Consider the following 15,211-nt stretch of genomic DNA (forward strand, 5'->3'; position numbering starts at 1 on the left):
GGACCGTTGGGGGTCCGGGCCCATCGTGTTACGGGGCGCGGCGCGGTCCTACACCCGCCCCGCCGTCTTCTGCGTCTTCCGCGACACCGAGTCGATGACGACGGCGGCCAGCAGCACCGCGCCCGTGATCATGTACTGCACCGCCGAGGCGATGCCCAGCAGCGCCATGCCCGAGGCGATGGACTGGATCACCAGCACGCCGAGCAGCGCCGACCACGTCCGGCCGCGGCCGCCGAAGAGGCTGGTGCCGCCGATGACGGCGGCGGCGATGGCGTTCATCAGCAGGCTGCCCGCGCCGGAGGACTGGTTGGCGGCGTTGATCTGCGAGGCCAGGAACATCCCGCCGAGGGCCGCCATCGTGCCGGACAGCGCGAACACCGAGATCCGCACCGCCGCCACGTTGATGCCCGCGCGCCGGGCCGCCTCCACACTGCCGCCGAGTGCGTAGACGGTGCGCCCGTAACGGGTGCGCCGCAGCACGAAGTCGGAGGCGACGACCACCCCGAGGAAGATCACCACGGCCAGCGGCAGGCCCTTGTACTGGTTGAACAGCCACGCCACCACGAACGCCGGCACCGCGAGCACGGCCGTGCGCAGCACGATCTCGCTCAGCGGCCGACTGGGTACCCCGGCTGCCTCCCGCCGCCTGCTGTCCCGGTACGAGAACCAGAAGAACGCCGCGACCCCGACCGTCGCCAGGCCGTAGGCCGCGGAGATGTCGGTGAAGTAGTGGTTGGTCAGCTGGGCGACCAACCCGGAGTCGTCGAGGTTGATGGTGCCGTCGGAGCCGAGCACCTGGAGCATCAGGCCGTTCCAGCCGAGCAGTCCGGCCAGGGTGACGACGAACGCCGGAACACCGATCCGCGCGAAGAAGAAGCCGTGCAGGGCACCGATGACCGCGCCGGAGAGGACAGAGACGACCAGGGCGAGCCATTCCGGCATGCCGTGGTGGACGTTGAGGACCGCGAAGACGGCTGCTGCGAGTCCGCTGACCGAGCCGACGGAGAGGTCGATCTCGCCCAGGACGAGGACGAAGACGATGCCGACCGCGATCAGTCCGGTGCCGGCAGCGGTGACGAAGAGGTTGGAGAGGTTCTCGGCGCCCAGGAAGGCGGAGTCCTTCAGCTGGAAGACCAGGCCGATGACGATCAGCCCGACCACCACGGGCAGCGAACCCAGTTCACCGCTGCGCAGCTTGCGCCCGAACTCGCTCCAGTAGCCCGCGAATCCCTCCTGGCGGACCAGCAGCCGCGGATCGACGGCCGTGGCGACGGCGGCGGGCGGGGCCTCCTGCGGACGGCCGTTGTCCTCGGCCGGTGTGAGGTCCGTGGTCATTGCTCCCCCTCCCCCTCCGCGGCACGCGCCCGGCGGCGGGTGACGGCGTTGTCGGTGGCGCCGGTGATGGCGGCCACGATCTCCTCCTGGCTGGTGCTGCGCACCTCGAACGTGCCGTTGTTGCGGCCGAGGCGGAGGACGGCGACGCGGTCGGCGACGGCCTTGACGTCGGCCATGTTGTGACTGATGAGGATCACCGCCAGACCGCGTTCGCGCAGCCGCTCCACCAGGTCCAGGACCTGCGCGGTCTGCTCGACGCCGAGGGCGGCGGTGGGCTCGTCGAGGATGACGACCTTGGGCTCGCCCAGCAGGGAACGGGCGATGGCAACCGTCTGCCGCTGCCCGCCCGACAGCGAGGCGACCGGGATCCGCACACTCGGGATCCGGATCGAGAGCGTGGACAGCAGCTCGCGGGCGCGGCGCTCCATCTCCACCTCGTCCAGCACCCCCACGCGCACCGTCTCCCGGCCGAGGAAGAGGTTGCCGACGACGTCGAGGTTGTCGCACAGCGCAAGATCCTGGTAGACGGTCGCGATACCCAGCTCCTGGGCGGTGTGGGGCCGGTCGACGGTGACGGGCCGGCCCTCCCACTCGATCACCCCGTCATCGGCCGGTCCCACTCCGGCAATCGTCTTGACGAGGGTGGACTTTCCGGCACCGTTGTCACCCACCAGGGCGACCACCTCACCGGCACGGACCTCCAGATCGACCTCGGTGAGCGCCTGGACGGCACCGAACCGCTTGGAAATCCCACGCAACGCCAGCACGGGTGCAGCAGACATGACGCATCAACTCCCTTTGCCGCGCGCTCTACTTCAGACCGGCTTTGTCGCAGTCCGCCTTGTACCTGGGCGTGCAGATCTCGCTCAGGGTGAAGAAGCCCTCCTTGCCCACGTACTGCCCGATCGCATCCTTGGTCAGGGCGAAGGGCGTGACGATGATGGCGGGGATCTTCTTCTCGGAGCCGCTGTCGACCGTCGATGTGGCGATGTCGTCGAGCTTCTCGCCGCGGGCGAGCGCGACGGCCAGTCCGGCGGCTGCGTCGGCCTCGGGCTTGTAGGGCTTGTAGACGCTCATGTACTGCTCGCCCGTCAGAATCCGCTGCACTGCCGAGAGTTCGGCGTCCTGGCCGGTGACCGGAGGGAGTTTGTCGAAGCCTGCACTCTTGAGCGCGGTGATGATGCCGCCCGCCATACCGTCGTTGGCCGAATAGACGCCGACGATGTTGTCCTTGCCGAGCGAGGAGATCGCGCCCTTCATGTTCTCGTTGGCGTTCTCCGGCTTCCACTCCTTGGTGTCGTACTCCTTCCCGATCTTCACCTTCCCGTCCAGCACGGAATGCGCACCGTCCTTGTACATCTTCGCGTTCGGGTCGGTGACGGAGCCGTTCATCATCACGATCTGGCCCTTGGAGGCGTTGTCTCCCAGCGCCTTGAGCAGCGACTCGCCCTGGATCTTGCCGACGCGCTCGTTGTCGACCGAGGTGTACGCCTTCACCGGGCCCTCGGCGAGACGGTCGTAGGCGACGACCGGAATGCCCTTGCCGACGGCCTTCTTCACCGAACTCGCTATCGACTTCGCATCCACCGCATCCAGGATCAGCGCATCGACCTTCTTCGTGATCATCGTGTCGACCTGCTGCTGCTGAACCGACGCGTCCTGCTTCGCGTTCTCGTAAAGGACCTTGGTGTCCGAACCCGCCAGCTCCTTGATCTTCTTCTCGATCAACGGCTTGTCGAACCGCTCGTAACGGGCGGTCTGATTCTCCGGCAGCAACAGCCCGATCGTCAGCGCGCCCTTCTTCCCCTTCGTGGAGCCGCCGCCCGCTTCCTTGGCCTTGCCGCAGGCCGCGAGGCCTGCCGCCATGGAGAGCGCCACCACGGCCACAACGGCACGGCGCAGATGCGTGTTCACGTGCAGATACCTCCCTGACGAGGCCGCGTCATCGCGGCCGAGGTGGCTGGAAGTCTTCTGCGCAGCCCAGAAAGCGTCAAGAAGTAGCGTCTTAACGACATGGCAACGATGCCATTCGTTACCTCTGTGAACTCAAAGCACTCGGAACCAAGGGCGAAGCCAGGGGTGAAACCGCAGGATGGTCAGAGCCATCGGACCACCGCGGCGCCCGTCAGGCAAGCGCAGGGGCGTCCGCCGGACGGGTCTCCTCCAGCAGGCTCGAGTCGCCCATCTCGCTCAGCACCAGCGCCAGCGCGCCCAGCACCTCGGAGCGGCCGCCCAGCGCCCCCGGCACGACCTCCAACTGCCGTGCCGCGCTGGGGATCGCGTACCGCGAGACCGACTCGCGGATGGGCCCGAGCACCAGCTCGCCGGCCTCCGCGAGCTCCCCGCCGAGCACCACGCGGCTCGGGTTGAGCAGATTGCACAGGCTCGCCACGGCGCTGCCGATGTGCCGCCCGACGTCCCCGATCACGCGCCGGCAGCCGGGGTCGCCCGCGCGCGCGAGCTCGACCATGCGCGCCACGGTCAGGTCGGTGCCGTGCGCCGAATGGAGCAGCGGCAGCACGTGCCGGGCGGCGGCGAACGTCTCCAGGCAGCCGCGGTTGCCGCAGCGGCACACCGGCCCGGACTCGTCCAGCGTGATGTGCCCGATCTCCCCGGCGGTGCCGCCCGGGCCCCGGTAGATCCGCCCGTTGATCACCAGTCCGGCGCCCACGCCGCTGGCGACCTTGATGTAGGCCAGGTCCGTGGCCCCGCGGCCGGCGCCCCAGACCAGCTCGCCGAGGGCGCCGAGGTTGGCATCGTTGTCGACGTGGACGGGGACGCCGAGCCGGGCCGCGAGGTCCTCCCGGGGGTTGGTGCCGACCCAGCCCGGCAGGATCGCGGTCGAGCCCAGCACCCCGGACTCCACGTCGATCGGCCCCGGCACGCCCAGCCCCACCCCGACGATCTTGCCCGGGCTGATCCCGGCGGCCGTGATCAGCCGCCCGACCAGCTGCTCGGCCCGCTGCAGGCCCTGCTCGGCAGAGGCGTCCACGTCCAGCGGCTCGGCCTCCTCGGCCAGCACCCGGTGGGCGAGGTTGCCGACGGCGACGCGCAGGTGGGTGTGGCCGAAGTCGACGCCCACGACGATCCCGGAGTCACCGGAGAGCGAGACGCTGCGGGCCCGCCGCCCGCCGGAGGAGGTGGGCGTCACCTCGACCGTGCCGCCGTCCTTCAGTTCCCGGACGATGTTGGAGACCGTGGCGGCGGACAGGCCCGTGGTGCGGGCGATCTCGGCCTGGGTCAGCGACCCCGCCATGCGCACCGCGCGCACGACGCGCTCCAGGTTGGCCCGGTGCAGCGACGACTGCGAACCCGGAGTCTCCACGCCCATCCACTCCCAAGCCGTTTCTACAACATCTGAACTCTAAGCTCAGCCGTCCGGGTTGCCTCACGTCAAGGTCCGGAAACAACCGACCCCTCATCGTACGGGGGCGGCACGCCCCGAAACCGCGCCCCGAAGGGGTGCGGGGCCTACGGCCGCACCGTGTGCTTCCTGATCATCTCCAGCGACCGCGCAGGATCCAGCGCGAGGGACGTCAGGCCGTCGAAGACGCCCCGGTACCGCCGGACCTCCTCCTCCTGATCGAGGTGGGTGGGCCCGGCCAGCCCGTCCATGAGGACGACGTCCATCCCCGGGCACGCCGTGCCGTAGAGCACGAACGAACCGTCCAGCCCGCCGTGCGCCCCGCTGCCGAACGGCACGACCCGCACCGAGACCCGCCCGCTCTCCGCCAGCTCCGCGATGTGCTCCAGCTGCCGGCGCATCACCGTCTCCCCGCCCACGCACGCGTGCAGCACCGCCTCGTAGAGCACGGCCCGGTACTCCGGCGGATCGGCCTTCTCGAAGACCTGCTGCCGGGCCGTCCGGGCCTGCACGCACTGCTCGACCTCGGCCTCGGTGTACGCGCGCCGGCCGCGCCGGAACAGTGCGCGCATATAGCCCGGCGCCTGGAGCAGGCCGGGGACGAGCACGGTCTGCCAGGTGCGGATGCACACGGCGGTGGACTCCAGGTGCGCCAGGTCCACGATGCCGGGGAAGGCCTTCGCGTACTGGTTCCACCAGCCCTGGCGGCGTCCCTCCTTCGCCATCTCCACGAGCGACTCGATCAGCTCCTGGTCCGTGACCCCGTAGGCCTTCAGCAGGCCGCGGAGCTCGAACGGCCGGATGCCGTTCGCACCCGTCTCGATCCGGCTGATCTTCGCCTGCCCGCACTCCAGCGCCGCCGCGGCGTGCTCCCCCGACATGCCGGCCGCCTCGCGCAGCCGACGCAGCTCGGCGCCCAGCCGCTTCTGCCGGATGGTCGGTGGCGGTTTCCGTCCCATGGCGTTCCCCCTCCCCCTGTGGGCCCCTCCCTCTATGGGACAAGGAGTCTGCCTGCAGGAACGCGGAGCGCACAGTCACCCACAGGGGTAGAGACATGGCGAATTTATGCAGTCGGGGGTGGTTCCCCGGCACCGCCTACTTCAGCGCACCCGCCGTCAGCCCCGCCTGCACCTGCCGCTGGAAGACGATGTACGCGGCGAGCACCGGCAGCATCGCCATCACCAGCCCCGCGAACAGCCCCGACCAGTCGCCCCGGTAGCCCTGGTTCACGGCGAGGGCCACCAGGCCCTGCGGCAGCAGCTTGCGGTTCTCGTCGCCGACGTTGAGCACCGTGGGCAGCAGGTACTGGTTCCACTGGCCCAGGAAGTTGAAGATGCCGACGCTGATCAGCCCCGGCTTGGCCATCGGCAGCATCACCTGGAAGAAGGTCCGGGTGTGCGACGCCCCGTCGATCAGCGCCGCCTCCGCCACCGACGACGGCAGCGTCCGGAAGAAGCCGCTGAGGAAGAAGATCGTGAACGGCAGCGAGTAGGCGATGTAGACCAGGATCAGCCCGGGATAGGTGTTCAGCAGCTGCATGTTCTTCATCACGAAGAACAGCGGCACCAGCGCCAGGATGATAGGAAAGCTCATCCCGCCCACGAAGAGGAAATAGACCAGGCGGTTCCCGGGGAACTCGAAACGGGCCAGCACATAGGCCGCCATCGACCCCAGCAGCATCGTTCCGAACAGCGAACCCGCCACGACGATCAGCGAATTGAGGAAGTACTGGCTCATGTGCGCCTGGGACCACGCCCGCCCCCAGGCGTCGAAGTGCAGCCGGCCCGGCAGCGCCCAGGGCGAGGTGAAGATTTCCTTGTCGGTCTTGAAGGCGCTCATCACCGCCCACAGCAGCGGCAGCGCCACCATCAGTCCCCACAGCACGAGGACCCCGTGCGAGAAGACGTTGAGCACCCGCCCCTCGCCGCCCGCCCGTCGCTGCTCGGTCCGTTGCTGCTCGGTCCGCCGCTGCTCGGTCCGTCGGGAATCGCGTACGGGCATCAGTACTCCAGTCGTTCGCGCCGGCCGAGCTTCATCACGATGCCCGCGAAGAGGAGGGTGACGATGAGCAGCGCCACCCCGAGCGTGGTGGCGTATCCGGCCTGCCCGTCCCGGAACGCCTTCGTGTAGAGGTAGAAGGACAGCACTTCCGTGGAGTAGTCCGGCCCGCCCGGTCCCACGGTCATGATCTGCACGACCGCGAATCCGTCGAGCGCCATGATGCCCATGTAGACCCAGCCGGTCTGCACCGTGTCCCACAGCAGCGGCAGCGTGATGCGGAAGAAGGTCTGGAGGCGGTTGGCGCCGTCCAGCAGTGCGGCCTCGTAGAAATCCTTCGGAATGGAGCTCATGCCGGCCGAGAACAGCACGACGTAGAAGCCGACGTTGCTCCAGACCATCACCGCCATCACGCACCACAGCGCGAGCCGCGGATCGCCCAGCCACTCCGGGTGGACGGACCCCAGACCGACCGCCCGGAGCAGGGAGTTGAGGGCACCGCTGTTGGGGTTGTAGCCGAACTGGAAGAGCAGGGCGACGATGGCGATCGAGAGGACCTGGGGAAAGAAGTACACGACCTTGTAGAGACCGGAGCCGCGCACCCCGGCCACCGCCGCGTTCTTCCTGCGGCGGCCGCCGACGTTGAGCATGAACGCGAAGAACAGCCCGAGGCCGAGCGTCACCACCGGCAGCACCAGAAGCAGCAGGACATTGTGTCCCACGGCCTTCCAGAACACCTCGTCGTTCCACAGCCGTTGATAGTTCTTGAAACCCGTCACCGCGAAGTCGGGGCTCAGGCCCGTCCAGTCCGTGAAGGAGTAGTAGATGGCCTGGACGAAGGGCGAGATCACGAAGATCCCGTAGATCGCCAGGGGCAGGGCCAGAAACCCCACGATGAAGCGGTACTTGCCGTGTTGCATGCCCTCCGACCCCGATCCGTGCGTGTGTGCTCAAGCGCCTACTTGTGCTTGTACTTCTTGACGGAGTCGTCCTTGGCCGTCTCGTCGGCGAAACGCTGGATCTTCGTGATCGCCTCGTCCGGGGTCAGCCGGCCCGCCATCATCTCGCCGAGCGCCCCCACCCCGATCTTCTCCTTCTGCAGGGCCACGTACCAGTCCTGGATACGGGGGTTGACGACGTTCTTCCCGGCCTTGGCCAGGGCCTCCTGGGAGGAGGCGAGCCCCGGCGGGAGCGCGAGCCCCTCGGTGCCGCCGTTGAAGGAGGTGAGGGAGGACACCTTCTGGACGAAGTTCTGCGAGGACTTCTTGCCGAGCATCACCCGCAGCAACTCCATTCCGCCCTGCGGGTTCTTGGCGTTCTTCGGCACGATGAACGGCTCGCCGCCCGCGGCCCACAGGGTGCCGAACGCCATCTTGTCGTTCTTGTCGAGGCTGGACGGCGCCCCGACGGCCATCCGGAAGTCCTTGGGCGTGGTCTTCTTCGACTCGTTCTCCACCCACGAACCATTGGGGATGAACAGCGCCTTGCCCTCGTTCCACGCGGTCTGGGACTCGATATGGGTGAGGCCGGGCGTGCCCTGGAGGATGTAGCCCTTCTTGTAGAGCTCGTAGTACGCGTCGAAGGCGGCCTTGACGGCCGGGTCCTTCCAGGCGTTCGGCTCCAGGTTGTCGATGCGGTTCAGCACCTCGACACCGCCGATCTTGGCGATGAAGGGGTAGAGGCTGAAGGGCAGGTAGTACGGGTACTTTCCGGCGTACGTCCAGCCGGCGATGCCCTTCTTCTTCGCCGCCTCGCAGACCTTGAGCATGTCGTCCCAGGTCTCGGGGTATTGGGCGTCGAGCTTCTGCAGATTGGTCTTCGAGTACCAGACGCCGTACACCGTGTAGGCGTAGTAGAGGATCCAGGTCTCGCTCCCCTCGAACTGCCCCATCTCCACGACGCCGGGGCGCAGGGTGTCGCGCACCTTCTTGGCGGGGTCGTCGAAGGACGGCGCGTCCAGCAGGGCGTTGAGATCGGTCAGCTGCTGCTTTCCGACGAGCGTGCCCATGTCCATCTGCTTGGCACCGGAGTTGTCGATGAGGTCCGGCGGGGTGCCGCCGTTGAACCGGGGCTGCAGCTCGGTCTGGATGTCCTGCGTGGCGGCGTGCTTGACCCGGGCCTTGGGAAAGGCGGACAGGTACGCCGCCTCGGCGTCCTTGGCGTACTGGTCGCCGAAGCCACCGTTGAAGATGACGACGTCGAGCGGCGCGGTCTCATTGACGGCCAGAGGATTCTTGGCGCTCTTCTTCCCCTTGTCCACCTGGTTCTCACCGCTGCCGCCGCCACTGCTGGCGCAGGCGCTCAGCGCGCTCATCGCCGGAACCGCGAACAGTCCGGCCGCGGCCGCCCGTTTGATCAGATCACGCCGGCTGAATTCCGGGGTGGTTCCCATGCGCAAGTCCTCGCTCTCCCACAGGACTCAGGCGGTGCACCGGTCTCCCCTTGCCGATTCGCCGTCGAGGACTCGCCGTACGAAGGGCCCGACACCGCGGGTCAGTTGAAGCGTTGGTGCGTGGCGTGCTGGGTACATGCTCAGTACGTGATGATGATGACGTGCCGGACGTGCTGATGGTGCGCGGACAGGTATAGTCCACTCCGATCAACTGGGCAAGATCGTGGACAGCTTCGGCCGTCAGTCTTTCCCGAGTTGAGACCTCGTCAGCACCCCCGGCCGCCCTGACGACACCGCCCTCGGGACTCTTGACACCACTGACGTCTCACGCCCTACTTATCACTGCGCAATACGGGGTGACAACGTTGTCTGCTGCGTGGAGAGGCGAGGGATGCGACACAGACTCGGACTCCGTCCCGGGCACCGGCGGTGGACCGCCCTCGCGGTCCTCGTCGTGGCGGCTCTGCTGATGACTACCCCTCAGATGACCGGGAGCAACGCCATGGCGGCATCCGCCGGGCGCACCGCCGGAGCCGGGCAGGAGCGCTTCGCCTCCTCCTTCGAGCCCGGCGAGCCGCAGCCCGACTGGCTCAATACGGTCGAGACGGGGCCCGGCGGCCACAAGCTCGCCTCCGGCGTCGACGGCAGCGACACCAGCGGCATCCCCGGCAATGCGACCGGCAAGGTCACCGCCGTCCGCGCGAGCGGCGAGAACACCGAGGCCGGCGAGGTCAAGGAGAACCTGATCGACGGCGAGAGCGCCACCAAATGGCTGGTCTTCGCGCGCACGGCCTGGCTGGAGTTCCAGCTGTCCGAGCCCGTAGCGGCCGTCCGCTACGCTCTGACCTCCGCCAACGACGCCCCCGCCCGCGACCCGCGGGACTGGACCTTCCTCGGCTCCGACGACGGAAAGTCCTGGACCGCCCTGGACACACGCGAGGACGAGACCTTCGAACGCCGTCAGCAGACCCGGGAGTTCGCCTTCGAGCCGGACCACCCGTACCGCCAGTACCGCCTGGAGATAACCCGCAACAACGGCGACGCCATCACCCAGCTCGCCGAGGTCCAGATCGCCACCGCCGACGCCGGCCCGCCCCCGCCCCCCGAGATGCGCAGCTACATCGACCGCGGCCCCACCGGCTCACCCACCGCCAAGGCCCACGCGGGCTTCACCGGCACCCACGCCCTGCGCTACGGCGGCACCCACCTGGCCACCGGCCACGCGTACTCGTACAACAAGGTCTTCGCCGTGCACACCGAGGTCACCCCGCAGACCGTGCTCGCGTACAAGGTCTTCCCCGCCATGCCCGAGCGCGACCCGCGCTACCCGGCCACCCACGTCGCGCTCGACCTGGCCTTCACGGACGGCACCTACCTCAGCCGGCTGGGCGCCGTCGACCAGCACGGCGCGCCGCTGACCCCGCAGGGCCAGGCGGAGTCGAAGACGCTGTACGTGAACCAGTGGAACAACAAGGAGTCCCGGATCGGCCAGGTCGCCGCCGGCAAGACCGTCGCCCGCATCCTGGTGGCGTACGACTCCCCCGTCGGCCCGGCGAAGTTCCGCGGCTGGATCGACGACGTCTCGATCGCACCGGCCCCGGAGGAGCACCCTCCGGCCCACCCCGCGGACCGGGCGGTCACCACCCGCGGCACCAACTCCAGCTCCAACTTCTCCCGCGGCAACACCTTCCCCGCCACCGCGGTCCCGCACGGCTTCACCTTCTGGACCCCGGTGACCAACGCCGGTTCGACGGACTGGCTGTACCAGTACGCGGCCGCGAACAACGACGACAACCTCCCCACGATCCAGGCGTTCAGCGCGAGCCACGAGCCGAGCCCGTGGATGGGCGACCGGCAGACGTTCCAGGTGATGCCGTCGACGGCGGGCGGCGTCCCGGATCCGGCGCGCAAGGCACGCGCCCTCCCCTTCCGCCACGAGCACGAGACCGCGCGCCCGCACTACTACGGCGTCACGTTCGACAACGGCCTGCGGGCGGAGATCGCCCCGAGCGACCACGCGGCGATGATGCGCTTCACGTTCCCGGGGGCGGACGCGTCCGTCATCCTCGACAACGTCCGGCGGGAGGGCGGCCTGACGCTCGACCCGGAGCACTCGGCGTTCAGCGCGTGGACGGACGTCAAGAGCGGCCTGTCGACGGGTGCGGGGCGGATGTTCGTGTACGGGGTCTTCGACGCACCGGTGACGGCGAGCGGGGGCGGTGACACGAGAGGCGTCGCGGGCTACATGCGCTTCCGGGCCCGTACGGTCACCTTGCGCATCGCAACGTCCCTGATCGGCATCGACCAGGCGAAGGCCAACCTCGCCCAGGAGATCCCGGAGGGCGCGACGTTCGAGGGCGTGCGGGACCGCGCGCGGGCGGCGTGGGACGCGCTGCTGGGCCGGATCGAGGTGGAGGGCGCGACCGAGGACCAGCTGACGACGCTCTATTCGAACCTGTACCGCCTGTACCTCTACCCCAACTCGGGCTACGAGAACACGGGCACGGCGGCGCGGCCGGTAGCGCGCTACGCGAGCCCGTTCTCCCCGCCGACAGGCGAGAACACTCCCACTCGTACGGGCGCGAAAATCGTGGACGGCGAGGTGTACGTCAACAACGGCTTCTGGGACACGTATCGCACGGCGTGGCCGGCGTATGCGCTCTTCGCGCCGAGACAGGCGGCGAAGATGGCCAACGGCTTCATCCAGCAGTACAAGGACGGCGGTTGGATCTCCCGCTGGTCCTCCCCCGGCTACGCGGACCTGATGACGGGCACGAGCTCGGACGTCGCGTTTGCGGACGCGTACGTGAAGGGCGTGGCGCTGGACGGGGAGGCGGCGTACGAGGCCGCGTTGAAGAACGCGACGGTGGCGCCGGACAACCCGGGGGTGGGCCGCAAGGGAATGGACACGTCCCCGTTCCTGGGCTACACGAACACGAAGACGCCGGAGGGCGTTTCGTGGTCGGTGGAGGGCTACCTGAACGACTTCGGCCTGGCGAAGATGGGTGAGGCGCTGTACAAGAAGACGCACCAGCAGCGCTATCGCGAGGAGTCGGAGTATTTCCTCAACCGCGCGCTGGGCTACGTCCACCTCTTCGACCACCGCATCGGCTTCTTCCAGGGCAAGGACGAGCAGGGCGAATGGCGCCTGCCCCCGGAGGAGTACGACCCGCGGGTGTGGGGCTACGACTACACGGAGACGAACGGCTGGAACTTCGCCTTCACGGCGGTCCAGGACACGAGGGGCCTGGCGGCGCTGTACGGGGGGAGATCCGGACTGGCCGAGAAATTGGACGAGTTCTTCGCCACTCCGGAGACGGGAGCCCCGGAATTCGCGGGCTCGTACGGGGGCGTCATCCACGAGATGACGGAGGCGCGGGACGTCCGCATGGGCATGTACGGCCACAGCAACCAGCCGTCGCACCACATTGCGTACCTGTACGACGCGGCGGGCCAGCCGTGGAAGACGCAGGCGAAGGTGCGGGAGGTCTTGTCACGTCTGTACCTGGGCAGCGAGATCGGCCAGGGATACCCGGGCGACGAGGACAACGGCGAGATGTCGGCGTGGTACGTGTTCAGCGCGCTGGGCTTCTATCCGCTGGTGATGGGCGAGGGCGAGTACGCGATCGGCTCACCGCTGTTCAGGAAGGCGACGGTGCACCTGGAGAACGGGAAGGACTTCGTCATCCACGCACCGGGCAACAGCGCACGGAATGTGTACGTGCAAGGCGTGAAGGTGAACGGAAAGCCGTGGAATTCAACGGCGTTGCCGCATGCGGTGGTGGCGGCGGGCGGCACGCTGGAGTTCACGATGGGCCTGAAGCCGTCGAAGTGGGGGGCGGGGGCGGACGCGGGCCCGACGTCGATCACACGGGACGAGGGCCGGGTGCCGTCGCCGGCGGTGGATGTGACGGTACCGGGGAGCTCGCCGCTGACGGACAACTCGTCTCGGACGGAGGCGACTTTTGCGACCGCTGATCTGGAGGTGCTGGACGGTGCGGGGCCGGTGACGTCCTACACGCTGACGTCGGGCACGGACCGGGGCCGGGCCCCGCGGAGCTGGGTGCTGGAGGGCTCGGCGGACGACGGGGAGACGTGGGCGGAGGTCGACAGGCGGGACGGGGAGTCCTTTGCCTGGAACCGGCAGACCCGGGTGTTCCAGGTGACGCGGGCGGGGGCGTACGGGCGGTACCGACTGCGGGTGGTGGGGGGTACGGGGACATTGGCGGAGGTGGAGCTGCTGGCGGGACGGGGGGATCGCTGATGACCCCTCGTCAGCAGTACCGGAGCGGCACCGAAGCAGCACCGACATGCACACACTGCCCGCAAAGCCGACACCACTCCCCACCCCGTACGTCCGGGACGAGTTGACCAAGATCGTATCCCACCCAACCGGGCCTTGACCAGTACATGGTGACGGTTTGACTCCTGCCGGGCATACCCCTGAAACTGCGCCTCCACGGCACCTGTCATGTATCGGGCATGCGGGACGCAAGAGGGGTTACCGAGAACAGAATGCACAAGAGCCACATCACCTCCGCACGCATGCGGAGGGTCATCAAGCGCGGGATCGTGACGACCACCGCGCTGGCCGCGGTCGCCGGCGTGGTCGCACCGGTCGCCGTCGTCGCCACGGCCTCGGACGCGGTGGCGTCGGCCGCCGGTGTCTCGACGGACGAGAAGCAGCGGGTCGACGCGGCGGCCGTGGTCCACCTCGACCCGAGCCCCGACGTGCTCCTCCTCAGCGACCGTGACTTCGTCCACGCGCTCTGGCAGAAGGCCAAGGACGCAGGCGAGAACCTGGAGTCGGTGCGCCTGGCCGCCGAGGCCGCCATGATCAGCGGCTCGGCCGACGACCAGGTGCGGTTCATCACCACCGGCATCCACGAGGCCTACGAGGTCGACAAGCAGCGGGAGAAGGACCGGTCCGACGCCGACCGCGCGGCCCGGCTCGCCAAGTCCCAGGCCCTGATAGCCGTGGGCATACCCGCGAGCCCCGACCTGCTCGGGCTCAGCGACGACAATTTCGTCCGCGCCGTCATGAAGCACGAGGCCGCCGGGCCGGAGGTCAAGGACGCAGCTGCCAAGGCCCTGGCCGGCGACGCCGCTGCCTGGCGCGAGTTCATCACCAACGGTGCACGCGAGGCCCACCAGCGCGACGTGGCCAACGAGCTCAAGGACCTGGAGCAGAAGAACCGCGAGGAGGCCGAGCGCCGCAAGGAGCTGGCCGCCCGCAAGAACGCCGCGGCGCTGTTCGGCACCACGCCCTCCGAGGCCCAGCTCAGCCTGAGCGACGACAACTTCATCCGCGAGCTGCTGCGCGGCATGCCCCTGTCCCAGGAAGGCCGGTACGAAGGCCCGAGCCCCGAGCTCTACGCCGCGGCGCAGCGCGCGGTGCTGAGCTCCGACCCGGCGGACTGGAAGAAGTTCATCCACACCGGGGCCGAAGAGGCCTACAAGCTCGACGACAAGAAGCGTCGCGAGAAGATCGTGCTGGCCAACAAGCTGCTCGCCCAGCAGCGCACGGCTGCGGCGGACCCGGCCGTCAACCCTGCCTACGTCGCCGCGGGACTGAAGGCGACGAAGGGTGACGACGCGGAAGCCGTCACCAACTTCCTCAAGGAGGAGACCCAGTACCGGCTGAAGCGCCAGTCGCTCCAGGCGAGCAACATGAACGGCTGGTACATCCGCCAGTCCGATGCGGACGCAGGTGAGGCCTTCCTCGCCCCCGTCGACGCCAAGGGCAAGCAGACGGACCGCGAGGACGCCACCTGGGTCATCGTGCCCGCCCTCGCCAAGGGCTCCTCCGCCGGCCAGTGCTACTCCTTCGAGTCGGCCCGCAAGCGCGGCTACTACCTGGCGCAGAAGGACCTCCGGGTGAAGATGCTCCCGGACGACGACAGCGACGCCTTCCGCAAGAACGCCACCTGGTGCGCGCGCAAGAACGCGTTCGGCTCCGGCGTCTCCTTCGAGTCGGCGAGCCTGCCCGGCCGTTGGCTGCGGCAGTTCTGGGGCGACCTCTACGCGGCCGACAAGAGCGGCAAGAACCGCTTCGACGCCGCCGACGCCTTCGCCCAGGACGCCACCTGGAAGATCTCCGCTCCGCTCGCGCGCTGACCCCA

At 68.6% G+C, this 15,211-nt stretch carries 10 protein-coding genes; 2 read left to right on the forward strand and 8 right to left on the reverse strand.

Annotated features, from left to right (window positions below):
* Nucleotides 1-48 precede the first annotated feature (48 nt).
* The 8 genes from ACMATS_RS09970 to ngcE all read right to left on the reverse strand — a co-directional run bounded on the left by ACMATS_RS09970 (nucleotide 49) and on the right by ngcE (nucleotide 9,089).
* Nucleotides 49-1,335, reverse strand: a complete 1,287-nt coding sequence (locus tag ACMATS_RS09970) for a sugar ABC transporter permease (RefSeq protein WP_391151038.1) — start codon at nucleotides 1,333-1,335, stop codon at nucleotides 49-51.
* Nucleotides 1,332-2,117, reverse strand: a complete 786-nt coding sequence (locus tag ACMATS_RS09975; RefSeq protein ID WP_390778284.1) for an ATP-binding cassette domain-containing protein — start codon at nucleotides 2,115-2,117, stop codon at nucleotides 1,332-1,334. Before ACMATS_RS09975 ends, ACMATS_RS09970 begins: the two co-directional genes overlap by 4 nt.
* Before the next feature lie 28 nt (nucleotides 2,118-2,145).
* Nucleotides 2,146-3,249 (reverse strand): substrate-binding domain-containing protein, encoded by a 1,104-nt coding sequence (locus tag ACMATS_RS09980; protein ID WP_414167716.1) that lies wholly within the window; start codon nucleotides 3,247-3,249, stop codon nucleotides 2,146-2,148.
* A gap of 211 nt (nucleotides 3,250-3,460) precedes the next feature.
* Entirely contained in the window at nucleotides 3,461-4,660 is a 1,200-nt protein-coding gene (locus ACMATS_RS09985) for an ROK family transcriptional regulator (RefSeq protein WP_336416902.1), read from the reverse strand.
* Nucleotides 4,661-4,806: 146 nt separating this feature from the next.
* The gene (locus tag ACMATS_RS09990; RefSeq protein ID WP_391151034.1) at nucleotides 4,807-5,658 is read right to left on the reverse strand and encodes a helix-turn-helix domain-containing protein; all 852 of its coding nucleotides are present in this window, start codon (nucleotides 5,656-5,658) and stop codon (nucleotides 4,807-4,809) included.
* 136 nt (nucleotides 5,659-5,794) lie between these two features.
* Nucleotides 5,795-6,700, reverse strand: a complete 906-nt coding sequence (locus tag ACMATS_RS09995; RefSeq protein ID WP_391151031.1) for a carbohydrate ABC transporter permease — start codon at nucleotides 6,698-6,700, stop codon at nucleotides 5,795-5,797.
* A complete protein-coding gene (locus ACMATS_RS10000; protein ID WP_391151029.1) occupies nucleotides 6,700-7,617 on the reverse strand; it encodes a carbohydrate ABC transporter permease in 918 nt (305 codons plus the stop codon). The genes ACMATS_RS09995 and ACMATS_RS10000 overlap by 1 nt, the downstream gene beginning before the upstream one ends.
* Before the next feature lie 38 nt (nucleotides 7,618-7,655).
* Nucleotides 7,656-9,089, reverse strand: coding sequence for an N-acetylglucosamine/diacetylchitobiose ABC transporter substrate-binding protein (gene ngcE / locus ACMATS_RS10005; RefSeq protein ID WP_390778289.1), 1,434 nt, complete (start codon nucleotides 9,087-9,089; stop codon nucleotides 7,656-7,658).
* 391 nt (nucleotides 9,090-9,480) lie between these two features.
* Between ngcE and ACMATS_RS10010 the strand changes: the two genes are divergently transcribed.
* Both ACMATS_RS10010 and ACMATS_RS10015 read left to right on the forward strand, forming a co-directional pair.
* On the forward strand, nucleotides 9,481-13,353 hold the full coding sequence (locus ACMATS_RS10010) for a GH92 family glycosyl hydrolase (protein WP_414167717.1): 3,873 nt from the start codon (nucleotides 9,481-9,483) through the stop codon (nucleotides 13,351-13,353).
* A gap of 251 nt (nucleotides 13,354-13,604) precedes the next feature.
* The gene (locus ACMATS_RS10015; protein WP_414167718.1) at nucleotides 13,605-15,206 is read left to right on the forward strand and encodes an AbfB domain-containing protein; all 1,602 of its coding nucleotides are present in this window, start codon (nucleotides 13,605-13,607) and stop codon (nucleotides 15,204-15,206) included.
* Nucleotides 15,207-15,211: the final 5 nt, after the last annotated feature.

This window comes from Streptoverticillium reticulum, assembly GCF_047456005.1.
GTDB classification, from domain to species: domain Bacteria; phylum Actinomycetota; class Actinomycetes; order Streptomycetales; family Streptomycetaceae; genus Streptomyces; species Streptomyces reticulum.